Source organism: Lentzea sp. NPDC092896 (assembly GCF_044754905.1).
Lineage (GTDB): Bacteria > Actinomycetota > Actinomycetes > Mycobacteriales > Pseudonocardiaceae > Lentzea.
The window spans coordinates 846,370-869,422 of the sequence record NZ_JBIVPX010000002.1; the positions used below are offsets into that span (position 1 = coordinate 846,370).

Genomic DNA, 23,053 nt, shown 5'->3' on the forward strand with positions numbered 1-23,053 from the left:
AACCTCAAGCAATCCTCAAGTGATTTCCGCGTGGAAATGTTGAATTCGCGTCGGTCTTTATCGATGCGGTTCGCGCTGCGCTTTGCGTCCACGTGTTCGCGGAATCTTCTCCGGGCACGAATTCGTGTTTCGAAGTACGCCGGGATTCCAGTTCGTGTGGAACTCCGACATGAGTCCTTTGTGGACAGCGGTGCCCGCTTGGTCGTTCGGCTGTTCAGCGGATTGCGGCCCGGTGCGTCGACTGGACAATGGGTGACCGTTCGCGTTCGGCAAGGCCGACGTGAACGGACTGCGGGGTTCATCAAGCAATCTGGGGGATTGCATGTTCTCGTATCACAGAAGGTTTGGCATGCCGTTTTGACGGTGACCGCGGTGGGGGTTCTGGCGGCTCCCGCGGTCGCGGCGTCGCCGGCGATCTCCAAGCCGGTCGCACCCGAGGCGGACGTGTTCGCCGGAATCGATCCGAAGGTCGCCGACGCGATGCGGCGGCAGGTCGCTCCCGGCGAGGCCTACAAGGTGATCCAGCCGGTGGTGGAGCAGGAGAGTTCCTCCGGCTACATGAGTTCCGTCGTGGAAGGCGGCACCCTGGTCGTCTGGTGGAAGGGCGATGTGCCGGCAGCGGTCGAAGCGGCCGTGGAGAAGGCCAGGGAGATCGCGCCCGTCGAGATCCGTTCCGCGAAGCACTCGCGGGCCGAGCTCGACGCGGCGGCGGACGAGGTGGCCGGGGTGAGGGCCGCGGCCGGAATTCACACGGTCGCGATTCGCGCCGACGGCAGTGGCATCACGGTGACGAAGGTGCCCGGCTCCGGGCCGGCGGTGCTCGCTGACCTCGGCGTCCCGGTGGAGACCAGGTACGACGAGACGCCGAAGTTCATCTCCCGCCAGAACGATTCCGCGCCCTACTGGGGTGGGGGCTGGGCGCTCAACGCGAACGGCCGCGGGGACTGCTCCGCCGGCTTCCCCGTGACCAACGCGGCGGGCGGACAATGGATCATCACGGCGGCCCACTGCGGCACGCCACCCGACGTGATGAGGGACGGCGGCAGGGACGAGATCGGCCGAGCCTCCGTCGAGAACTGGCAGCACGACATCCTGCTGGTCACCGCCTCGGTCAAGGGGGCGGGCCAGGGCTACGTCTACACGGGTGGATCGCTGGACGGCGGCAGCGTCCGCATCGGTGGCTGGCAGGACTCGCTGCCGGGTGAGTACTACTGCCAGTCGGGTGCCAACAGCGGCGCGAACACGGGTGCCCAGGTGTGTGGTCTGAGGGTCGAGTCGAACTTCATGCGGGTGGTCTGCGGCGAGGACTCGGACGGTGACGAGTACTGCGCCACGGATCTCGTGGCCGCGAGGAACGACAGCGGGGCCAACGCGGCCATCTTCGGCGACAGCGGCGGTCCCGTGTACGGGCTCACCACGGACAACAGGGCGATCGCGCGTGGTACGAACACGGCGGTCGGGGACAACTTCAAGGTCGTGTACTTCCAGGACTGGCGCACCATCTGGAACGACTTCGGGGTCTACCCGATCACGCCGTGACGTGTCGGCACGGGCGGGAAGATTTCTTCCCGCCCGTGTCAACCTGGCTGTGGGCCCAGGTCGTCCTAGGCCGGAGGCGTGATGCGTACTGATTCGGGCGGTGAGCCGGCCTTCGCCGAGTTCGTCTCGGCGAGGGCCGACTCTCTGCTGCGTGCGGCCTGGCTGCTCACCGGTGATCTGCACAAGGCGGAGGACCTGCTCCAGACGGTGCTGACGAGGCTGTGGCAACGCTGGGACCGGTTGGACAACGCGGACGCCTATGCGAGGCGGATGCTCTACTCGACCTACCTCACGTGGTGGCGGCGACGCTGGCGCTACGAGGTGCCGACGGAGGTGTTGCCGGACGTCGCGGACGGCAGCGAGATGGAGAACGTCGCCGTGCTGCGCGCCAGCGTGTGCGCGGGTCTCGCGCAGCTGAGCAAGCGCCAGCGGGCCGTCGTGGCGCTGCGGTTCTGGGAGGACCTCTCGGTCGAGGCGACGGCGGCCGTGCTCGGGTGCTCGGCCGGGACGGTCAAGACGCACACCGCGCGTGCTCTTGCCGTGCTGCGGGCCGACGAGGTGCTGGGAGGAATCCGATGAAGGAACTGCTGTCCGCGGTGATGCCCGACCTCGAAGCCGTTCCGGACCGGCATCTGCGGGTCATCCGGCGCGCCCGGGAGATCCGCCGCAGGCGCGTCGTCGCGGGCGCCGCGGCCGTGGTCCTGCTGGCGCTGGGCGCCGTCGCGCTGCCTCGGTGGATCTCCTCCGGCGAGGCGAAGGAACCGTTCGCGGCCGTCGGTGCATCGGCGCCCTGTCCCCGAACGCAGGCACAGCCGGGACGGGCAGGAGACGGGCTTCTCGCGCCACGAGGTGCCACGTCCGCGACCCTGTGCGCGCACCAGCGCGGCGAACCGATCGGAAGTGAGCGGGAGTTCGTGGTCCGGGGGACCGTGGGGAACGACGCCGACGCGGTCGTCGACGCGCTCGATTCGCTGCCCGCGGCGAAACCAGGCGACAACTGCTTCCTGTCGGGACGGCCTCAGTACCTCCTCGTGCTGGACTACCCGGATCGGGCCGCCACCGTGGTCGTCGAGGTGCACCAGGGCTGCGGCCGCCTGCTGAACGGGAAGGTGGTCCGCGCCGGCGACGTCGAGGATCCCCTCAACGCGTTCGCCGAGGTCTTCCGCGAGCAGGGCGGGGAGATCGCTCCGCCTCCCTGGAAGTGGTGACGTCACGGCGCCTGTTGGCGAGCGCGTGCACGGCGTCGAGGACCGTAGGGTGAACTGTGGACCGAATCGCGGGATCGTTGTACGGGTTGGCCTTCGGGGACGCGCTCGGCCGGCCGACGGAGTTCCTGACCGTCGCCGAGATCGACCGGGAGTTCGGTCCTGCCGGGCCGGACGACCTGGCGGGTGATCCGGCGTTGGTCACCGACGACACGCAGATGGCGCTGGCCGTCGCGTGGGCGCTGCACGGCGTCGACCGGTACACCGCTGACGTGCTGGAGCCGCGGTTGCGGGAGCGGTTCGTGGCGTGGGCGCACAGTCCGGAGAACGACCGTGCGCCCGGGATGACGTGTCTGCGCGCGTGTGGCGGACTGGCGGAAGGCGCGCCGTGGGTGGAGGCGACCATCGCGGGGTCCAAGGGGTGCGGCGCGAACATGCGGGTGACACCGGTGGGTTTGCTGCCCGGCCTCGATCTCGACGTGCTGGCCGGGGTGTCGCAACTGCAGGCCGCGATGACCCACGGCCATCCGACGGCGCTGGCCGCGTCCGAGCTCACCGCCTACGCGACGCGCCTGCTGGTCGACGGCCTCGCCCTGGCCGACGTGCCCGCCGCGCTGCTGGCCCGCTGTCGTGCACGGCGCTCGTTCTACCTGGAGGAGTGGCTGGGATCGCTGTGGCGGATGCCGGGAGCGACCACGCCGGCCGACTTCATCGCCCGCGGCTGGGACGAGTGTGCCGCGGTCCTGGAAGTGTTGGTGGCCGCCCTCGCTCGGCCCGACGACGGCCTGGACGCGTGCCTGGCCACGGGCGAGGCCTGGATCGCCGAGGAGGCGCTGGCGACCGGGCTGTACTGCGCGATCCGGCACGCCGACGACCCGGTGCGAGGCCTGGTGCGGGCCGCGCGCACCAGCGGCGACTCCGACTCGATCGCCGCGCTGGCCGGAGCGTTCACGGGCGCCGCGCACGGTCTGGCCGCCTGGCCTGCGGACTGGGTCGCTCGCATCGAGTACGCGGACCAGCTGGCCGCGCTCAGTTCAGGCTTTCGAGCCAGCGGAGCCACGTCTTCCGCGTGACGTTGTGCTCGGGGCGGTCGGCGAGGTGGAGGAGGAATCGGGCGCGGAGCACGACGAGAGGATCGTCCGCGCCTGCGAGAGTCGTCAGCCGGTCACGGAATTCCGCGTCGGCGACATGGCGAACCAGGAGCGCGTACATCCAGTCCTTGCACCGATACGGGCGGTGCAGCACGTCGACCAGCAGATCGGCGGCCTCCGGCCTCGCCTCCGCCGGTACTCCCTTACGCCCCAGGCGCTCGAGCACGCTTTCCTTGCCCGACCACGGTGACCACCCGGCCGCCGCACGCCATTCGTCGGGGAACCGTCCCTCCCACCGCAGGTACAGCGCCACGAACGGCCATTGGTCCAATGTGATGGTGCCCCACGGTTCCCTGTACCAATGGGCGGTGAGGTACCAGTAGATCGTCCGCTCACCGTCGGACCCGTAGGACAGACCTGACTCTCTTGCCACCAGATCCCGGTGCCGTGCCAGGGCCCGGCTGCGGAGGACGTCGTCCTGGGCGATCAGGTCGAACATCCAGGCGTCAGCGTCAGGTACGTCGAGCTTCATCGGCGGAGACGGCGTTCAGCGGCCGGTGGTGAGCTCGTCCGGCGGATCGCATTCCCGCACCACCCACTGGGCTTTCGCGTTGTCCCACGAGATCCGCAACCACCCGGAACCGCGCGGGGGAAGCCGGACCTGCTTCAGCCGTTCGGTCATCTCGGGGGTCATCCGGGACGGCATCCGCAGCACGACCCGCGTGTCGTCGGAGAACAGGGTGACCGTGCCCGCCTCCTTGATCTCGTTCTTGGTCTTCTTCTGGTCGGGCCTGGACAGCAGCTCCTTGATCTTGGCGTAGACGTCCTCGCCGCTCTTCGTGACGATCGCCTGGACGAACGGCAGCAGCACCGAGCCCGCGGCCGCTCCCATCAGGGCGTCCAGGAAGCCGCGATCGGACTCGTGTTCGGTCATGTCGACCATGATGCCGGAGATCAACCTCCCACGTGCACGAACGGCGCCCACCGCGCGGCGGGGTGGGTGGCGCGGATCTTCAGCACGGCCGTGTGCAGGGCGATCGCGGGGGACGGGGTCTCGGCCAGTGCGTCGTAGTAGTGACTCGCGACCAGTTGGGAGGTGCGGTCGCCGACCCGCCAGAGCGTTCCGATGACGTGCTGAAAGCCCGCCATGTGGAAGGCGCCGGTGATGTGCGGGGACTCGTCGGTCAGCTCCGGTGGCGCCGCGCTGGTCTCGCACGCCGACAGGAACGCGATCTCCGCACCGGCCAGGCGCAGGCGGGCGATGTCGTTGACGCTCAGGGGTTTCTCGAGGTGGTCCCAGAGCACGAGGCGACCTTCGCCGTCGATGTCGGCGCTCCTGGCGTGACACGCGAAATGCACCCAGCGGTGGCGTGGCAGGGCTTTCAGGACGGACCGCCGCAGGGCGCGGTCCGCGGTGAGGACGTGCGGCCTGGCGAACCGGGTCGCGATGTCGTCCGCCTCGTCCTGGGCGGCGGGAAGGTCGGGCACGCCCGGCGCCGACGGCACGGCCACGATCAGCGGGGAGTCCGGCCGGCTGATCGCGGATGCCTGCCACACCGTCGCGAGGCTGCGCAGTGTTGGTGTGTAGGACGATACGAACCTGTCCATCAGGTCACCGGCGGCGTGCAGCGGCAGCGCGGTCAACGGGCCCGTCGGCATCCACCACAACCGGGCCGGAGCGTCGTGCAGCGGCAGCCGGTCGACGATCACCTGCCGCAGCCAGGACAGGACGGAGTCGATCTCGTCGGCCGGGCTGAGGCGGAACCGCTCCGCGCGGTCCGCGAGGTCGGTGAGTTCCAGTTCCGGCAGGGCTACCGGCACGATGGTCCGTCCGGCGATCAGCAGAGCGTCGGACCGCAACGCGCTCACGTTCACGACGACGACCAGGCCGCGGTCGGCCGAGTCCGCGAACTCCTCCACCGCGGGAGGCCGCAGGAACCGCGCGAAACCCGGGAGCGACCGGATGGAATCGACCAGGTCGTGCCACTCCTCGGTCAGCGCGTGCCGGCGTTCCCCGCTCAACCCGGCGGCCTGGACGAACGCACCGCTCGGGGCGTCGAGCGCGGTTCGCAGTTCGTCGAACCGCCGCGCGAGATCGGGGTGCTGCTCCTCGAGATCGGTCACCTCGGTCCTGGCGTCGAGCGCGTGACCGATCATCACACCGCGGCCCTGTTCCAGCAGCGCCACCGCGAGCGACGGGTCACCGGCCTGGATCGCGCAGGCCGCGGCGTCGGACGCGAGCCCGGCGAACGCGGCGAGCGCCTGCTCCCGGTCGGCCTGGGTGACGTGCCTGGGTGCGGTGCGCGGCAACAGTTCCACGGCCAGCCGGAACGCTTCCAGCGCCGCCGGCCAGTTCCGTCGCGCCGCCATTTCGTACGCCCACAGCCGTGCCGCCTCCACTCGCACGCGAGGCGGGAAATCGGGTTCCTCGGCGACCTGCCGGTACAGCGCGAGTGCCCCGGCACGATCATCGACGAACGCGAGCGCGAGGCCGTGTTTCAGCAACGCGTCGGCACGGGTGGGATGTCCGTGCGGCGTGGACCGGACCGCGTCCTCGGTGGCACGGGCCAGCCGGTTTCCCTTGCGGCGCACCAGGAACGGCAGGCCGGAAGCCCGATCGGTGCCGAGCCGGTGTGGCGCCCGCGCACCGCGGTGCGACGACACCAGCGCCAGCCGTCGGCACTCCGCGAGTACAGCCGAGCGTTCGGCGCGGTTGGGATGACCGGCCGGACTTTCCTTCAGCGCCTGGTGAACGAGGTCGGTCGCGGTGCGCAGGTCCTGATCGCGTCCCGTCGCGCTGTGGCGGGCGAGCAGGACCAGTGCGAGGTTGGACTGGAACCGGGCTCGCAGCGCGCGCGTCCGCGCCCCTGGCACCACGGTGCCGGCCAGCACCACGGCTTCGTCGATCAGGCCGATGTCGCGGGTGGACTGGAACCGCAACCGCAACGCCTCCGCCAAATTGGACTTGGCGTTGACCAGGTCGTCGCTGCCCGCGTCGGCGGCGTCGACGGCCTGGCGGAACAACGAGATCGCGCGGTCGAGCGCGGTGCTGTCGCCGGAATGCAGGTGCACGGTGAGCAGACCGTCGGCGTGGTTGTTCAGCCGCGCGGAACGCCGCCGGTGGTGCGTGGGCGTCACCTCCACCGCACGACGGCTGGCCTCGGCCGCCTCCACGACGTCGTCACCCGATCCCGTCGCCCTCCAGCGCACCCGCAACGCTCCCGCGAGGTTCGCCAGGTACGAAGGCAGGCGCTCGGCGTCGTCGGGATGCCGGCCGATCGCCTGCCGCAGCCCGGTCACCGCCTCGTCGAGGTCACCTCGATCGCCGAGCACCTCGTAGCGCGACCACAGCGCGATGGCGAGACCGTTCGCGACGGCCCCGTCCAGGCGGGTGGACGCCAACGCGCGGAACCCGTTGATCGCGGCCTCGAGCTCGGACAGCTGTCCCGTCCGTTCGAAAGTCCGGAAGTGGTCGCACGCAAGCTCATAACCGCCGTCGTCCCACAGGATCATGCGCGCTGGTGCCGGGCGCAGTCCGCCGCTGTGACCGGGTCGCCGTGCCCCACGTGGCACTCGGCCATCCACCTGCCGACACCGATGATCAGCGGCATGGTCCCGAAGGGAGTGTCGAGCGACGGCGACCGGCCGATCGCGGGACAGGGCAGCATTCCCTGGTCCAGCACCGACAGGTACTCGCGGCGGACCCGTTCCACCCTCTCGTCACCGAGCGGGAGCACGTCACCGATCTTCGAGACGGCGAGCAGGACGGCGCAGTGCGGGCAGGCGTTGCCGTCCTCGTCCGGCACGATCCGGAACGGCTTCCTGCGGTCGCCGCGGGGTTCCTCCCACTTGACGATCACGGTGCCGCCCACCTGGTACATCAGGTAGAGGTGCGTCATGTCGGGGCGGATTCCTCGCGTCACCGCGTCCGCGAAGCCGCGCACGGTGACCTTCCGCGTTCCCCGTCCGAACATCGGCCCACCCCTCTCGACACCGGTCGATCACACTACGTGAACACCCGGATCGTGTGGGACGAAACAGCCCAGTCCGTGCCTACTATCCGGGTGAACAGCCGATCTCCCGGAGGAGGAACCTTGACGCGCCACACGTTCACCACGCTGGTCGAGCTCAACGGCAAGACCGCGACCGGGCTCCGCGTCCCCGCGGACGTGGTCGAGGCGCTCGGGCAGGGCAAGAAGCCCAGGGTCGCGGTGACCATCGGCGTCCACACCTACCGCAGCACGGTGGCGGTGTACGGCGGCGACTTCATGCTGCCGTTGAGCGCCGCCAACCGGGAGGCCGCGGGCGTCGCCGCCGGGGACACCGTCGAGGTGACGCTCGAACCGGACCTGGCGGAACGCACCGTCGAGGTGCCCGGCGACCTCGCGGCGGCGCTCGACCGGGATCCCGCGGTTCGTGCCGCGTTCACCGCGCTGTCCTACAGCAACCAGCGGCAGCGGGCCGAAGCCGTCGCGGCGGCGAAACAACCGGAGACCCGCGCGCGACGGATCGAGAAGATCATCGCCGAACTGTCCTGACGTGGCCTAGAACGCGTCCTCGGTGAAGTCGCTGGGCGCGTCGTCGTCGTAGTCGCCGCGCGACGGCCGGGCGCGCTGCTGACCCGCCACGATGATCTCGTCGAGGTCCTGGCCCTCCTTGATCGCCGTGTACGCCCGCTTCAGCGACGGCGTGCTGGTCTGCATCGCCCGTTGCACGTCGGGATCGTGGACGGCCCTGCCGGACGCGATGTCCCGCCAGCTCAGCTGACCCGCGTCGACCTTGCGCTGCAGGTCTTTCAGCGCGTTCGGCGCGTCCTTCGACCGGGCGTGCTTCTCGATCGCGGCGATGTCCGCGGGGGACAGGTCGGTGCCGCGGGTCTGCACCCGTGAGGCTTCCAGCGCGACCTTCTCCAGCTGCGAGCCCTTGGCGTCGAGATCCTTCTGCCACGCCTGCAACTGCTGACGAGCGCTGTCGTACGGGAACGTCATTCCGCACCGCCCGAACTCGATGTGCTGGGCTCCGCCCAGCGCTCTTCCTTCAGCGCGTCGGTGTACTTGGTTCGTGCCTTGTACCCGTTCTTGGCCATGCCCCACGCGCCGCTGCCGACGGCGGCCGTGCCGTCGCCGAACTTCTCCGTGCCGTCCTGCCACGTGTCGACCACGTCGAAGAAGTCGTTGACGTCCCGCACGTCGGGGATCTTGGCCAGCGCGGTGCCCCACAGCTTGATGCCGTTGATCATGCCCTTGACGCCCTCGATGAGCGTCTGCATGGACTGGATGAGCTTGCGCACCTGGTCGACGATGTTGACGACGTCGTAGACCATCCACACGGCACGACCCCAGCCGACGAGCGGGATCCACGCGGTCATCGCGGCCTTCATCAGCTTGTCGCAGATCTTGTCGAGCAGGGTCAGCGCGAGCTTCGCGGCCGACCGGCAGGAGCTCGCCATGTTCTTGAAGCGGTCACCGATGAACTTCGCGACCTGCGAGTCCCACTCGATCGCCGTGGTCCACGTGCGGCGCATGCGGTTCTCGAAGCTCTGCGCGGCACCGCCGTCCCAGCTCGGCGCGAGCTCGTCGATGCCGTTGTTCACGTTGTGCCGCACGTTGTCCAGCGCCTTGGCGACCCGGTCCCACGCGGCGGCGTTCGCGTCGATCTTCTCGAAGTCGCCCGCCAGCGGCATGACCAGGTCGCGCACCAGGTCGTCGCCGGTGACCTGCTGGTAGATCCAGTTGACGCCCTGGATCTTCCACCCGGCTGCCTCGATGAGCTCCTTGACGGTCTGCCGTCCCGGCCGGTCGTCGGGTGCGGCACGCAGCGCGACGTTCGGATCCTCGACGTCCTGATATCCGTTGCACACCGGGCCGGTCATTCGCCCACCCCCAGGTACCGCGCCAGCCAGGACGGCGGCTCCGACTTGCCGCCCGCGGTGTCGATCAGGCAGACCCCGATCTCGTCCGCCTTCTCGTAGGCGCGGGCCGACTTCACCAACGACTCGGCGTCCTGGCTCATCTTCTCGTTGGCGGCCTCGAGCGTCTCGCCGTAGAGCTGCGCGACCCCGGTCACGACGGGGTCGAGCAGCGACAGCAGCCCGGTGAACCCGGACGTGTCCCCACCCTTGACGATCGCGTGCTCCCGGATCGTCAGGAAGTGCTCGGCCTGACGTTCGAGCAGTCCGCTGTAGCCGCGCAGCTCATCCGGCACGACGTGGAACTTCTCTCCCATGGCGGTCATGATGCATGCCGCAATGTGCGGGTCCGTCGCATTTGACGAAAAAACCCCATTTACATCATGAATGACCGCGCCTCCGCCGGGAGCACCTCCGCAAGTTCACGAAGCAGCGGCAGTGGAACCTTGGAGTACTCCGGGAAACGGTGGTACGGCTTGATCATCGGGTGGAAGCGCGCCGGCAGCTCGCCGGACCGGGTCAGCGCCGCCAGTGCCGTGCCGATGCGTTGAGCGGGAACGCCGAACGCGAGGTCGTAACCGTCCACTTCGGACACCTTCGGCAGCCACTCGTCGAGGAACGCCTCCGCCTGGTGGCGATGACCGGCGAGTGCGTCGGCGAAGATCGAGCACAGCGCGAGTGTCACGGCGTTCTCGCGTTCGTCGCCCTGGAAGTGGCGCACGGTCAAGGTGATCGACTCCGCCGTTCCGTCCGGTTGCCGGGCGGCGAACACCTCGCCGAGCGCGGCCCACGCGTCCACCTCGGCCAGGGCGGCGAGCGCGGACTCCCTGTCGTCCCGGGCGAGCAGCCCGTCTTCCAGCACGAACCACAGCGGCCCCCGGGACGTGCGCCGGCTCAGTTCGCCGCTCGCGGTGCCGAGCAACCGATGCGCCGCGGCCACCGTTCCGGGCACGTCGATCCAGAGGTAGTCCGCGTCCGCGCCGCTGATCGCGTCCGGCGCGGCCCGCAGCGAGGTCTCCAGGGTCGTGCGCTGAGCCGCCGTCAGTTCCTCCGGCGACAACGGGCGATAGACCGCGCCACTGGGACGGAACTGCCGCGCCATCCGCTCCAGCAACCGGCTGTGCAGGTTCGGCCGGCTGTTCCCGGGCGCCGCCAGCAGCCCGTCGTCGTCCGTGCCGAAGGTCCACGCGGACGTGGCCAGTTCGGCGAGGTCCGCCGTCCACGCGTCCCGCACCGGATACTCGCCCTGCGCGAGGTGGTGCAGCAACGCCAGTGAGTCGTCGTCGGCGAATCCGGAGTAGACCAAGCACGCCGCGGCGGCGCCCCGCACGTGCAGCGACGGGCTGCCGGCCATCAGATCCCGTGCCGCGCCAACATGATCCACCCTCGCGCTGCTGCGCTTCGCGCCGCCAGGACTGACGCCGTTGTCCCGCGCGGCGAGGAAACCGTGGGCCAGGCACAGACCGGCGGTCGCGTCCGGTGTGAGCGGAGGAAGCCCCTTCGGTTCCCGGCCCAGCAACACCAGCAGCCGCAACGCCTCGTCGTCACCGGTCCGGGTCCACATCGCCTCGACGTCGCCGGCGAACTCCGCGACCACTCCCGCGTACTCGCTGGTGGCCTTGCCGACGTCGTCGGGCCGCGCCACGAAGTGCGTCTCGCCGACGGCGATCCGGGCCAGGAACGCCAACGCCATCGCGTTGTCCCGGCGAACCAGGTCGGCCAGGAACGGGACCGCGGCCTCGGACGCCGAGTAGACCGAACCCTGGTGCGTGGTGGCCGAATACAGGCCGTACACACCGAAGTTCCGATCGCCGTCATCGTCGCTCGTGAGCGCCTCGATGAACAACGGCGTCTCGTCGGCCGTGCCGTACGCGTCGTCGAGGGCCGCCCAGTCGACGTCGTGCAGTCCGGCGGGCGGTGCCGTGCGGCCGCGCAACGGCGGCCGTTCCCCGTCGCTCTCGTCCTGGGACTCGTCGTCGAACTCCGGCGCCTCGAAGGCAGGCAGGTCATCAGCGTCGAACACGGTTCATCCCACCAGGTCGAGGAAAGTGGCGTGGACGCTAGCAGGGTCCGCCCCGCGCTGAACAGCGACGTTCGTCAGGCAGCGAAGCAACCTGAACGCTTTCGGCCCGCGTTGGCAAAGACGGGGTGCAAGGGCGAAGCGAAAACCGAGGAGCTTCATGTCGTCAGACGCGGAACTGATCGGCAGATCGCTGCGCGGAGACACCAATGCCTTCGTGGAAGTGATCAGTCGCCACGAGACCGCGATCGGGAACTACCTCGCGCGCCGAGTGGGGAGGCAGGCCGCCGAGGACGTGCTCGGCGACGTGTGGGTGGCGGCCTTCGAATCCCGTGCCACCTACGACCGTTCCTACCCGGAAGCCAGGCCTTGGTTGTACGGCGTCGCACTGAACAGGTTGCGGCGGTACTGGCGGTCGGAACCGGCGGAGGAACCGGCGCCGGACCTGACCCGTCTGGCGAGCGACTGGGATCCCTGGCCGGAGGTCGACGTCCGCGTGGACACGCAGGCGTTGCTGCGCAGGGCGCTGGCCCGGCTCAAACCGGAGGAACGGGAAGTGCTGGGGCTGGTCGCCTGGGAGGACCTGACCGTCGCGGAGGCCGGGCGAGTGCTCGACATCCCGGCGGGCACGGCCCGCCGCCTGTTGCACCAGGCGCGCAAGACGTTGCGTGAGACCCCCGAGGTGGCCGCGCTGCTGCAAGTCCCGACAACGTGAAAGACACCCCATGGACGAAATGGATCTGATGAAGAATCTGCGTGAAGTGCCGTCCCCAGGTCCCGAGGCCTACGACCGTGCTCGCACGGCGCTGCACACGGCGATGACGGAACCCGTTGCCGCGGTCGTGCGACCGAAGCGCTGGTTCTCCTGGCCCAAGGTCAGCGTTGCCGCGGTGGGCGCGGCAGCCGTCGCGGCGGCGGTGGTGATGGGCACGACGGGTGGCGCCGCTCCGGTCGGCCCGTCCGACGCGGCTCCGCAGGTGGTGGTCGAGTCACCGCTGGTGAAACTGGCCGGCGAGGTCAAGGCCGCCGCGCAGCCCGGTGACTCGTCGCTGGTCATCACCAAGAAGATCGCGCCGGACGGCTCGCTGTACGTCGTCTACACCGTCTACACCGACAAGGGTCAGGTGTTCCACGGAGACTCGGCGCAGACCCTGTCGGCCGCGGCGGCCAAGGGGGACGACGCGGCCCGTCCGTACGACCAGAAGGTGATGGCGGCGGCCCGCCTGGCCGCGAGCGGCGACGTGGAGAAGGCCAAGGCCGAGATGGTCTCCGCGGCCGGCAACTTCCTGGGAGTCGGCCTGAGCCCCGCGGAGGCGGAGAAGGCGTGGGCGGACGCCCAGGCGAAGACGGCCGAGATGTTCCGCGAGCTCGGCAAGGAGGGGTTCGTCCCCAGGCCGCGGCCGACGGGTGTGGAACTGGAGAACCTCATCGGCAACCACCTGTGGAGCAACACCACGTACGCGCTGTTCGTCGGCGCCGCCAACGCCGAGGTCCGCGCGGGTGTGCTGAAGCTGCTCGCGAGCATGAAGGAGGTGACCGTCGGAGAGACCGACGTCAACGGCCAGCGCGCGCTGACCCTCACCGGGAACGCGGCCATTCAGGGCGGCGGCGGTTCGCAGGTGATCACCGTCAACGCCGACAACGGCCTGCCGATCAGCTCCGAGGTCGTCCCGGCCAAGGACTCGGCGGACCCGTCGAAGCCCTCGATGGTCAACTACAAGTCCTCCCGCGTGAACCTCGCCGACGTGGTGGCGGGCAAGATCTGATCCACCCGCCGAACCGTCCGGGGAGGGCCGAGATCACGTCGGCCTCCCCGGACGGGTGCGTTCAGGCGAAGCGGTCCGTGGCGGCGATGATCGCCGCGGTCATGCCGCCGCCGCCGTGACCGGTGTCGTCCAGCACCACGAGCTCGCTTCCCGGCCAGGCCCGGTGCAGCGCCCAGGCCGTGCCGAGCGGAGCGCTGACGTCGTGACGACCGTGGATCAACACGGCGGGAATCCCGTGGAGCCGTTCGACGCCGCGCAACAGCTGCCGCTCCTCCAGAAAGCAGCCGTGGGACCAGAAGTGGGTCACCAGGCGGGCGAAGGCGAGCTGGAACTCCGGATCGGCGACCGACAGAAAAGGGGCGGCGTCGGGGGCCAGCGACATGTGCGTGTCCTCCCACAGGCACCACTCGTGGGCGGCCGTGGCACGGACCTCGGGGTCGGGATCGTGCAGCAGCCGGCTGTACGCGGCCGCCAGGTCGCCGTCGCGTTCGGCCGCGGGCACGGCGTCGCGGAACCGTTCCCATTCGCGAGGGAAGACGCGGCCCATGTCCCGGGTGATCCAGTCGGTGTCGCGGTGGTCGCCGTCGGTCACGGCCGCGAGCACCAGCTCGGTCACCCGCTCCGGATGTGCCTGCGCGTAGGCGAGAGCGAGGGTGACGCCCCACGAGCCACCCTGCACCAGCCAGCGCTCGACTCCCAGGTGGACCCTCAGCGCCTCGATGTCGGCGACGAGGTGCCGGGTGGTGTTCGCCGACAGGTCGACGACCGGGTCGGTCGCCGAAGGCGTGCTGCGCCCGGCGTTGCGCTGGTCGAACTGGACCACGCGGTAGCGGTCCGGGTCGAACAGGCCCCGCTTGCCGGGAGAGCTCCCCGATCCGGGACCGCCGTGCAGCACGACGGCCGGTTTGCCGTGGGGATCGCCCGACACCTCCCAGTACAACGAATGGCCGTCGCCGACCTCCAGCATGCCTGACTCGTGCGGCTCACTCGCTGCATAACGCCCGTCGTCGGATGTGCTCGCCATGCGGACATGATCGCGCAGCGGTGCCTGGCGCGTCAGTGGTCGTACATGGTCTCCAGTGCCGCGCGGCGGGTGGCGACGTCGTCCGGATCGTCGCCGAAGACGAGCAGGTGCAGCGTGGTCTGCTTGATCGGGGCGTCGGTGCGGCGGGTGTCGTGCCCGCCGGTGACGAGGAGTCCTCCGCGCAGCAGCGCGGGTCGCAGCGCGGCGAGCAGCGCGGCGACGGAGGCGGTGGTGGTGATCTTCGTGGACTCCGACGGGCGGTCCAGGGCGTCGGGACGGATGGTCTGCAGCGCCAGCAACGGGATGGACCCGCTGGTGATGCGGAAGTTGAGGTCGAGCATGACGAGTCTGCCGTCGTGGGTCTCGGCGCAGTCGAGGCTGCACATGCCGCGGTAGCCGACGTCGGCCGCGCGCTGGGCGATCGCCAGGCACTCGACGAGCAGGTCGGCGGGCAGCGGGACGACGAGCCCGAACCGGCCGCCTGTGTAGATGCCGTCGGCGTCGACGCGCTGGTCCGTCACGGCGAGCAGGCGGGCCTGACCGTCTGCGGCGACGTAGAGCTGGACGCCCCAGTTGCGGTGGATGCTCAGGTACTCCTCGACGACCACCTCGGTGAGGAGGTCGGTGAACGCGGGGAGCTCCACCAGGTCCCCTGCCCGGTGCAGGTAGACGTCGAGGCTGGCGCCGTGGGCGGCGTTGGTGGCGGCTTTGAGCACCCAGGACTTCTCGGCGGGGGCGGCCTGGGCGAGTTCGTCGGTGGTGACGATCTCGCGGCGGGCCTGGAAGCGCGGGGCGACGAAAGTGCTGATGCTGGCCTTGTTGTTGAGGTAGCCGACGAGTTCGGCGCTCTTCACGGAGCGTTCGTCCGGGTACAGGCTCGTGGGCTGCGGGTATTCCATGGACAGGCGTAAGCCGTCGCTCAGCGCCTCGGTGACGCGGGTCGCGAACTCGGCCTCGGTGCGGAACTCGCGCGGGTCGGTGCAGACGGGCAGGCCGCCGTCGCGCAGGGCGGCGATCAGGTTGGGTTCGGTGCCGCCCGCGCTGCTGATGACCGGGGTGCCGGCGGCGACGGCGAGGGGGCGGGCGGACAGGACGTCGCGGGTGTTCCGGTGCCTGCTCGAGGGCACCGCCGGTTCCTGGGCGGGGCGTGCGCAGACGGCGATGTCAGGGCCGTAGATGTCGGTGAGCGTGCGGGGAGCGGCCAAGGTCGGCGTGAGCGCGGAAGCGGTGATGGGAGATCTCCCTCGTGGGGTCGTGCGGGAGCCCGGTCCTGGGCGTGGAGTGGTGCGAACTGACCGGGAGCGGTGAAACGCGCCTGGATGAGGCGGCGTCCGCTCCGGGGTGAAGGGCGCGCCTGCGGGTGTGGACCCGAGGCGGGCGGAGATGTCCACTCTCTCACGTTTCGCGAGGTTGGGGGTGATGCCGTCGGCGCGGTGACGACCGGCACGCCGCTGAGCGGGAGCCGGTTGGGCCGGTTGCCGCCGTGCGCTGCGAGCCAGGGGACCTTCCTGGCTCGCGGCGCGTCCTCAGGCCGGCTCTCCCGACGGCGCGGGGACCTGCGCGCCGAGCGGGACCGGGGTGCCGAAGTTCGGGGTGCCGTCGGCGTTCCAGGTGAACTTCTGCGCGCGCGCCGACCGCTCCATGCCGCAGCCCGCGGAGGCACTGGTGTTGCCGTGGTAGACGATCCAGTCCTCGGTGCCGTCGGGGGACTTGAAGAACCCGTTGTGGCCGGGACCGAACACCCCGTGCTCGTCGTTGCGCTGGAACACCGGGTCGGGCGACTTCGTCCAGTGCGCGCGGTTGAGCGGGTCGGACCCGGTGAGGGTGAGCAGGCCGAGCTTGTAGTCGGGGCCCCAGCAGGCGCTGGCCGAGTACACGATCATGGTGCGGCCGTTGCGGTACAACGGCTCCGCGCCCTCGTTGACCGGCGCGGTCTGCCGCTCCCACGCCAGGGTCGGCTGCGAGATGGTGCGCCGTGCGCCGCTGATGGTGTACGGAGTGGACAGTGGTGTGATGGTCAGGCTCTGGGTGCCGTCCATCGCGCTGCCCATCAGGTACAGCTTCCCGTTGTGCTGCAGGATGCTCGGGTCTAGCTCCCAGGTGTTGCCCAGGTCGGCCTTGAACGTGTACGGGCCCATCGGGTCGGTGCCCGCGCTCTCCAGCACGTGCAGGCGCTGGGTGGGGTTGTAGTCGGACACGTTCTGCCCGGCCACGTAGTAGAGGTACCACCGGCCGCCCAGCAGGTGGAACTCCGGTGCCCACATGTTGCAGCACCCGTTGGGCCGGCCGGAGAGGCTGAACACCACGGTGTCCGCCGCGCTCGACAGGCCCGCCAGCGTGCGGGAGCGGCGCATGGTGATGGTGGAGTTCCACGTTGTGGTGGCCAGGTAGTAGTAGCCGTTGTGGAACTGCAGCCACGGGTCGGGGCCGCCGTGCTTGATCGGGTTGGTGACGTTCCCGGTGGCGCCGATCCTCACCAGCTGCCACTGCTGGTTCGCACCGCCGGTGTCGGGCCACTGGATCACCTGTGCGCCGTTGGCGGCGGAGAAGTCGAGGACGTCGACAGCCTTGCCGCTCGCCCGGCTGAGCAGCCGGACGTGCCCGTCCGGCGAGTCGGCCAGGCGGAACTGCTGACCGGCGCGGCCGGCGTCCGTCGTCTGCACGAGGCCGGCCCGGTCCGCGGTCGAGACGAAGTCCAGGACCTTGCCGCTGTGCCGTGACTTCACCCGGTAGTAGCCGCCGCCGGAGTCGACGAACTGCCACTGCTGCCAGGCGCCGTCGTTGCGCGCGTACTGCGAGATCCGGGCTCCGTCCGCAGTGGACAGGTCGTAGACGTCCAACGCCTTACCGCTGTTGCGGTTGACCAACGCGTACGACGCGCTGGTGTCCACGACCGCGGCGGCCGCCACCGTGGGCACAGCGCTCGTCATGCCGCCCAGCAGGAGGACGGTGGCGGCCAGAACGGTGCTGCGCAAGCCGATCGAGGTCAAGGTCTGCTCCCTAGCGCAGGTACGGCCAGCCCGCCGAGTCGAAGGCCAGCAGGTTGATGCCGAGTCGCGACGCGCCGGTGTCCGTGTAGTAGTGGTAGACGAGGAGGTCGCCGTCGACGTCGGCGAGGACGTCCTGGTGCCCCGGCCCGTGCACGCTGCCCTGACCGGCCAGGATCTCCGTGCCGCCGCCGGAGTTCAGCGCGGTGCCGTTGCGGGCGACGTAGGGCCCGGTGACGCTGGTGGAGCGGCCGACCATCACCCGGTAGGTGCTGGACGCGCCCCGGCAGCAGTAGTCGAACGAGACGAAGAGGTAGTAGTACGCGCCGCGTTTGACGATGTTCGGCGCCTCGATCGGACCGCCGTTCCTGCCCGCGAGGGACCGGACGACCGAGTCGGACCGCAGACCGGTGGACGGGTTGAGCGCGACCATCTTGATGCCGGACCAGAACGAGCCGAAGCTGAGCCACCAGCGGCCCTGGTCGTCCACGACGAGATCAGGGTCGATGGCGTTGAAGTCGTCCGACGTCCGGGTCTCGACGACCAGGCCGCGGTGGGTCCACGTGCCGGAGTCGCCGCTCGGACTGGTGGCGAGGAAGATCGCCGACCGGTTCGAGCCGAACGTCGAAGCCGAGTAGTACAGCCAGTACCGTCCGTCGCGATAGGACAGATCCGGCGCCCAGAGGTTGCTGCTGCCGCCGGTGTAGGGCGTGGTCCACGACGCGCCGCCGGGAAACACCGAACCGGCGTTGCGGAACGCGATCCGGTCGGTGGAGGTCTTCAGCGCGATGCCGGTGCCGGTGTGCGCCACCAGGTAGCTCCCGTCGGCGCGCCTGACCACGCTCGGGTCGTGCACGCCGACGTCACCGGTGACACGGCCCGGCAGGGGATAGGCCGACGCGGGCGGTGCCGTCGCGACCGCGGTGGTCAGGACCACCGCCACGGCCACCATCGCTCTTCTCAGTGAGGTCGTCCTCGAAGCGCTCATGTCACTCCAGTACGAACGTCGCGTCTGCCCGGCCCTGCGCGTCACTGACCGCCTGCAGGTAGAGCAGTCCGTTGCTGACGCGGATGTGGCGGCCGGGGAAGTTCACCGACTCGAACGACACCGCCGACGCGGCCGCGAGTCCTGCTCGCTGGGTGAAGCTGGCGTCGTTGCGGAACAACGTGCTGCCGTCGCTTCGCTCTACCCACAACTCGTTGTCGCGGTGCCGCAGGTAGTAGCCGGGGAAGTTGGTCGACTCCAGCGACACCGCGCCGGATCCCGCCAGCCCCGTGACGAGCTTGAACTGGGAGTCGGCCAGCGGGGACACGGTCGCTTCCAGACGTGCTCGGTACTCCCAGTGCCGCACGAAGCGGTCGGCGGCGGCATAGGACCTGAGCCTGACCGGGGTCGGCCCGTCGGCGACCGGGATGCCGAGATCCGGTGAGCCGTCGGCCTTGTAGTAGACCTTCTGCACGCGCGTGCGGCGGTTCGGGTCGTTGAGCGGGTCGCCGCTGATGTCGCGGTAGCTGCGGTCGTGGTAGACCATCACGTCGCTGCTGCCGTCCTCGGACACCGTGAACGAGTTGTGGCCGGGCCCGTACTGCCCCGTCGCGTCGTTGCTGGTGAACACGGGGCCGGTGCTCTTGGTCCACGAGGCCGGGTTGAGCAGGTCGGCCGACGCCGAAGCGGTCAGCAGGCCGAGGCAGTAGTTCGCGTCGGTGGCGCTGGCCGAGTAGGTCAGGAAGACCTTTCCGTTGCGCTGCAGGACCGCCGGGCCTTCCGCCACCTTGTACCCACGGGTCTCCCAGGCGAGCGCCGGCACCACCAACCGGGTCACCGAGCCGGTGATCGTCCACGGGTTCGCGCCCATGCGGGCGAGGTAGACGTTCGAGTTCGTGGCGATTCCCGGTTCCTGCTGCGCCCAGGTGAGGTACCGCACGCCGTTGTGCGTGAACGTGGAGGCGTCCAGGGAGAAGGTGTCCCACGGGGTCGTGATGCGACCGCGCTCGGTCCAGGATCCGGTCACCGGGTTGGCGCTCGAACTCTCCAGCACGTACATCCGGATGCGCCAGACGTCGTCACTGCGGCCCGCCGCGAAGTAGACGTACCACTTCCCGTTGATGAAGTGGATCTCCGGTGCCCAGATGTGGGCGGCCATCTCGCCGCTGGAGTGCTTGCGCCAGATCACCGTCTCCGCCGCCGAGGCCAGTCCCTGGATCGTGGTCGCGCGGCGCAGGACGATCCGGTCGTACTCCGGAACGGTCGCGGTGAAGTAGTAGAAGCCGTCGGTGTGCTTGAAGACGTGCGGGTCGGCACGCCGTTCCGCGATCGGGTTGGTGTAGCGCACCGCGGGCGTCGCACCCGCCTGCGGCACGGGCATTCCGGCCACGCAGGTGACGGCGGCGAGCACCAGCACGGCCAGGCGGAGGAGAACCGTCTTCATCGACTGTCCTTTCAGGCCAGTGGCGCGGTGACGGTGAAGGACGCGTCACCGGCGAACGCCGAGTCCGAGGTGCGCCAGTCGACGCGCAGTTCGTAGTTCTGGTGACGCAGGTACCGGCCGGGGTGGGAGTAGGACTCGAACGACGTGCTCCCGCCGCCCGCGAGACCGGTCCGGCCGCAGAAGGTGGCGTCGCGGGCGAACACCGCGTCACCGCTGTTGACGTCCAGCCGGACGCGGAAGTCGTAGTGCCGCAGGTAGCGGTCCGGGTGGTTCACCGAGCGCAGTGAATAGCAGCCCGCGTTCGCCAGACCGGCCACGACCGTGAACGTCGCGTCCTGGCGCACCGGAAGCGTGCTCGACGAGCTCACCGGATCGACGTGGGCGAGGTTGTCGCGGTGCCGGACGTACCGGTCGGGGAAGTTGACCGAGCGCAACGACCGTGCGCCCGTCGCCACCGCCGTGCCGTCGCCGGAGTCCTCCCGCAGCACCGTGAAGTGCCGCGCGGTGCCGGACAACCCGGCCAGTTCGGTCTTGGCGCCGAAGCTGCCGAGATCCGTGCTGTCGGCGTAGAAGTAGCGACGCTGGCCGTACTGGTCGAAGTAGATCCGCCACCGGCCGTCGGGCAGCCGCACGAGCGCGGGCCCTTCGAGACCGGAGCCCCAGCCCGCCCAGTTGCCCGTGCCGGCGAACGTCCACGGCCCGTTCAGCGACGTCGCGGTGGCGTGCTCGACGTACTTCGTCGTCTCGTTCTTGAGGAAGTTGTGGTAGGTGCCACCGACCTTGACCAGGAAGCTGTCGATGAAGTTGGCCGGGATGCCCAGCGGGACCGGGCTGCTCCACGCCGACAGGTCCGCGTTCGTCGCGGTGATCCGGTACGGGCGGAACTGTCCCGCCGTTCCGGTCGTGGACGCGGAGAAGACCACGTGCACGCTGCCGTCGGAGTCCTTGAACCACTCCGGCGCCCACGTGCTGCCGGTGGCGCCGTTGAGTCCTACCCGGACGGTGCGCAGGAACGTCCAGTTCACGTAGTCCGCGCTGCGGGCGAAGCCGATGGTGTCGCCCGTCCAGTTCGTCGTGTGGACGATGTAGTAGTAACCGTCGGTGTGCCGCAGGACGCTGGGATCGCGGATCAGTCCCGACGGCGGCGTGTAGGCGTTCGCTTTGACCTGGGTGAAGCCCGTCGCGTTCGCCGAGTCGTAGACGTACATGTTCGACTCGCTGCTGTTCGTGAACGCGGTCATCAGGTAGTGCGGCACGGGCCCGGCGGCGGAGGCCACCGGACCCGGGACGACGACACCGGCGACGAGTGCTGCGGTGACAGCGATCACCGGCAGGGAGAGACGCATGGACCGGCTCCTCGGTGTGGTCAGAACGCGACGGGCTTGCCGCCGAGGGTGACGACGAGCCTGCCGTCGGAGGCGAACGACCAGCCGAGTGCGCCGGTGTAGCCGGAACAGCGGGAGCCGTTGGTGCCCGCCCAGAACTGGTTGGAGGAGTCGGAGTCGCCGACCACCTTGTCGTTGCTCCCGCTGCTGCCGCGGCAGGAGGTGTTGGTGCGGAACACCGAACTGCCCGCGTCGAAGGAGAAGTTGCGTTCGTCGTTGTCGATGCTCAGGTTGCTCGACACGGCCATGGAGCCGAGGTTGCGGTTGTAGGTGAAGCCGTGTTTGCCGTTGTCGTAGGCGATCGTGCGGGTGATCGTGTGGTTCACGCCGATGTCCTCGCCGCCCAGCTTGAAGCCGTTGCGGTCGCCGTTGCCGGCCTGCCCGCCGTTGCTCAGGGTGCCGTTCTCGTAGGCCAGCGAGTCTTCGATGGTGACGGCGCCGATCGGGCCGGTGTCCGACTTGGTGTAGAGGTCCCACCCGTCGTCGATGTTGTTGTGCGCCACCGAGTAGCGGAACACGTTGCCGGGTCCCGACGTGAGCTTGGCGGCGAACCCGTCGGCGTCCTCGCCGTCGGAGTCGGCGTTGTCGTGCGACTCCGCGCCGAGGATGAGGTTGTGGGACGGCCACTGGTCCTTCGGGGTGCTGGACAGCGTCCGGGAGAGCTGCAGGCCGGTGTCGCGGTTGAACCGGGTGATCGTGCGTTCGAAGATGTTGTAGCTGCCGCCTACGAAGATGCCGTTGTCCCCGGCGCGTTCGACGATGACGCCCTGCACGTGCCAGTACGAGCCGGTCACGGCGAGGCCGCGGTTGGCAGGGTCCTCGGTCTGCGCCGAGAAGTTCAGCACCGGCTTCTCGCCCTGGTAGGCCGCCAGCTTCTTGCGGGCGCTCGCGGTGCCGTTGTTGGTGGGCGGGATCGTCACGGTCTGCGAGAAGCTGTACGTGCCACCGCGCAGGAAGATCGTGCCGCCCGCGGCGACGCGGGGGAGTGCGGACGTCAGCGTGGTCGGGTCGGAGATCGTGCCGGAAGCACCGTCACGACCGGCCGGCGACACGTACAACGCGTTGGCGGGCGGCGTGCCGGTCGTCGTGGTCGTCGTCGTGGTCGTAGTGGTGGTGGAAGTGGTCGTGCTGGTCGGACCGCCGGCCGGTGTGAGCGTCCACTGCTTGGTGGCGGCGCTGTCGCAGGAGTTGGTCTGCACCAACGCGTCCGGCGTGGTGGCGTTGTCCTTGACGTTGAGGCACTTGCCGCCGTTGGCGTTGACCAGGCGGTGGTCGCCGCCGTTCGGGGTCAGCGCCCAGACCTGGCTCGTCGCGCCGGTGCACGCTTCGAGCTGGACCGGTTTGCCCGCGCTGGTCGACGCGTCCCGCACGCCGGCGCACAGGCCTCCCGCGGTGATCCGCACCCCGCCGCTGACCTCGGTCAGCACCCACTCCTGGCCGGCGCACGCCTGTTGCCGCAGCTGCGTTCCGCTCGACGGGCTCGTGCCCGCGTCGAGGCACTGGCCGCTGCCCGCGTTCTTCAGCACGTAGGTGCCCGCGACGTTCGCGTTCGCGGCGATGGCGGGCCACGCGGCGAGCGCGGTGACCAGTGCGACGACCGCGCCACCCGCCACCAGCCCGGCGCGAACACGGCGTTGCCGCGCGAGCTTTTCCGAAATGCCCATGAGGACTCCGCTTCTCAACGCTGAGAGAAAGGATT

Annotated in this window: 22 protein-coding genes; 7 read left to right on the forward strand and 15 right to left on the reverse strand. The window is 69.8% G+C overall.

The genetic code is table 11. The features are described 5' to 3' along the window. Positions 1-372 precede the first annotated feature (372 nt). From ACIQF0_RS14925 to ACIQF0_RS14940, 4 genes are all read left to right on the forward strand, one after another. Positions 373-1,539: a hypothetical protein gene (locus ACIQF0_RS14925; protein ID WP_401029522.1), complete on the forward strand. Its 1,167-nt coding sequence runs from the start codon at positions 373-375 to the stop codon at positions 1,537-1,539. 81 nt (positions 1,540-1,620) lie between these two features. After that, a complete protein-coding gene (locus ACIQF0_RS14930; RefSeq protein ID WP_401029525.1) occupies positions 1,621-2,118 on the forward strand; it encodes a SigE family RNA polymerase sigma factor in 498 nt (165 codons plus the stop codon). After that, a complete protein-coding gene (locus ACIQF0_RS14935) occupies positions 2,115-2,747 on the forward strand; it encodes a hypothetical protein (protein WP_401029528.1) in 633 nt (210 codons plus the stop codon). The genes ACIQF0_RS14930 and ACIQF0_RS14935 overlap by 4 nt, the downstream gene beginning before the upstream one ends. Before the next feature lie 56 nt (positions 2,748-2,803). Then, a complete protein-coding gene (locus ACIQF0_RS14940) occupies positions 2,804-3,817 on the forward strand; it encodes an ADP-ribosylglycohydrolase family protein (protein WP_401029531.1) in 1,014 nt (337 codons plus the stop codon). On the opposite strand, the gene ACIQF0_RS14945 is transcribed toward ACIQF0_RS14940, so the two are convergent. The 4 genes from ACIQF0_RS14945 to ACIQF0_RS14960 are packed head-to-tail and all read right to left on the reverse strand — an operon-like array spanning position 3,774 to position 7,809. Beyond that, complete coding sequence (locus ACIQF0_RS14945; protein WP_401029534.1) at positions 3,774-4,367, reverse strand: hypothetical protein; 594 nt, start codon at positions 4,365-4,367, stop codon at positions 3,774-3,776. The two genes, ACIQF0_RS14940 and ACIQF0_RS14945, sit on opposite strands and share 44 nt — an antisense overlap. A gap of 15 nt (positions 4,368-4,382) precedes the next feature. Then, positions 4,383-4,769, reverse strand: coding sequence for a hypothetical protein (locus tag ACIQF0_RS14950; protein WP_401029537.1), 387 nt, complete (start codon positions 4,767-4,769; stop codon positions 4,383-4,385). A gap of 20 nt (positions 4,770-4,789) precedes the next feature. After that, positions 4,790-7,348 (reverse strand): CHAT domain-containing protein, encoded by a 2,559-nt coding sequence (locus ACIQF0_RS14955; protein ID WP_401029540.1) that lies wholly within the window; start codon positions 7,346-7,348, stop codon positions 4,790-4,792. After that, on the reverse strand, positions 7,345-7,809 hold the full coding sequence (locus ACIQF0_RS14960; protein WP_401029543.1) for a hypothetical protein: 465 nt from the start codon (positions 7,807-7,809) through the stop codon (positions 7,345-7,347). The genes ACIQF0_RS14955 and ACIQF0_RS14960 overlap by 4 nt, the downstream gene beginning before the upstream one ends. Before the next feature lie 120 nt (positions 7,810-7,929). On the opposite strand from ACIQF0_RS14960, the gene ACIQF0_RS14965 reads away from it, so the two are divergent. Continuing rightward, positions 7,930-8,373 (forward strand): YdeI/OmpD-associated family protein, encoded by a 444-nt coding sequence (locus tag ACIQF0_RS14965; RefSeq protein ID WP_360038551.1) that lies wholly within the window; start codon positions 7,930-7,932, stop codon positions 8,371-8,373. 6 nt (positions 8,374-8,379) lie between these two features. Here ACIQF0_RS14965 and ACIQF0_RS14970 read toward each other — a convergent pair whose 3' ends face one another. Genes ACIQF0_RS14970 through ACIQF0_RS14985 form a run of 4 tightly spaced genes read right to left on the reverse strand, consistent with a single transcriptional unit; the run spans position 8,380 to position 11,766 of the window. After that, the gene (locus ACIQF0_RS14970; RefSeq protein ID WP_401029546.1) at positions 8,380-8,823 is read right to left on the reverse strand and encodes a hypothetical protein; all 444 of its coding nucleotides are present in this window, start codon (positions 8,821-8,823) and stop codon (positions 8,380-8,382) included. Further along, positions 8,820-9,707, reverse strand: a complete 888-nt coding sequence (locus ACIQF0_RS14975) for a WXG100 family type VII secretion target (RefSeq protein WP_401029549.1) — start codon at positions 9,705-9,707, stop codon at positions 8,820-8,822. Before ACIQF0_RS14975 ends, ACIQF0_RS14970 begins: the two co-directional genes overlap by 4 nt. Next, a complete protein-coding gene (locus tag ACIQF0_RS14980; protein ID WP_401029552.1) occupies positions 9,704-10,060 on the reverse strand; it encodes a hypothetical protein in 357 nt (118 codons plus the stop codon). Before ACIQF0_RS14980 ends, ACIQF0_RS14975 begins: the two co-directional genes overlap by 4 nt. A 59-nt stretch (positions 10,061-10,119) precedes the next feature. Beyond that, positions 10,120-11,766, reverse strand: a complete 1,647-nt coding sequence (locus tag ACIQF0_RS14985; RefSeq protein WP_401029554.1) for a hypothetical protein — start codon at positions 11,764-11,766, stop codon at positions 10,120-10,122. A gap of 157 nt (positions 11,767-11,923) precedes the next feature. Here ACIQF0_RS14985 and ACIQF0_RS14990 point away from each other — a divergent pair, with 157 nt between their 5' ends. Together ACIQF0_RS14990 and ACIQF0_RS14995 are read left to right on the forward strand one after the other, a co-directional pair. Beyond that, positions 11,924-12,478: an RNA polymerase sigma factor gene (locus ACIQF0_RS14990; RefSeq protein ID WP_401029557.1), complete on the forward strand. Its 555-nt coding sequence runs from the start codon at positions 11,924-11,926 to the stop codon at positions 12,476-12,478. A gap of 28 nt (positions 12,479-12,506) precedes the next feature. Next, entirely contained in the window at positions 12,507-13,529 is a 1,023-nt protein-coding gene (locus tag ACIQF0_RS14995) for a hypothetical protein (protein ID WP_401029560.1), read from the forward strand. A gap of 61 nt (positions 13,530-13,590) precedes the next feature. On the opposite strand, the gene pip is transcribed toward ACIQF0_RS14995, so the two are convergent. The 7 genes from pip to ACIQF0_RS15030 form a co-directional block, all read right to left on the reverse strand. Next, positions 13,591-14,553, reverse strand: coding sequence for a prolyl aminopeptidase (pip, locus tag ACIQF0_RS15000; RefSeq protein ID WP_401029563.1), 963 nt, complete (start codon positions 14,551-14,553; stop codon positions 13,591-13,593). A 32-nt stretch (positions 14,554-14,585) separates the two neighbouring features. Further along, positions 14,586-15,758, reverse strand: a complete 1,173-nt coding sequence (locus ACIQF0_RS15005; protein ID WP_401029566.1) for a hypothetical protein — start codon at positions 15,756-15,758, stop codon at positions 14,586-14,588. Positions 15,759-16,079: 321 nt separating this feature from the next. Beyond that, on the reverse strand, positions 16,080-17,543 hold the full coding sequence (locus tag ACIQF0_RS15010) for a family 43 glycosylhydrolase (protein WP_401029569.1): 1,464 nt from the start codon (positions 17,541-17,543) through the stop codon (positions 16,080-16,082). A 10-nt stretch (positions 17,544-17,553) separates the two neighbouring features. Beyond that, complete coding sequence (locus ACIQF0_RS15015) at positions 17,554-18,528, reverse strand: arabinan endo-1,5-alpha-L-arabinosidase (RefSeq protein WP_401029572.1); 975 nt, start codon at positions 18,526-18,528, stop codon at positions 17,554-17,556. A 1-nt stretch (position 18,529) separates the two neighbouring features. Next, positions 18,530-19,969, reverse strand: coding sequence for a family 43 glycosylhydrolase (locus ACIQF0_RS15020; protein WP_401029575.1), 1,440 nt, complete (start codon positions 19,967-19,969; stop codon positions 18,530-18,532). 11 nt (positions 19,970-19,980) lie between these two features. Next, complete coding sequence (locus ACIQF0_RS15025; protein ID WP_401029578.1) at positions 19,981-21,315, reverse strand: AbfB domain-containing protein; 1,335 nt, start codon at positions 21,313-21,315, stop codon at positions 19,981-19,983. A gap of 20 nt (positions 21,316-21,335) precedes the next feature. Further along, complete coding sequence (locus ACIQF0_RS15030; protein WP_401029581.1) at positions 21,336-23,018, reverse strand: RICIN domain-containing protein; 1,683 nt, start codon at positions 23,016-23,018, stop codon at positions 21,336-21,338. Positions 23,019-23,053: the final 35 nt, after the last annotated feature.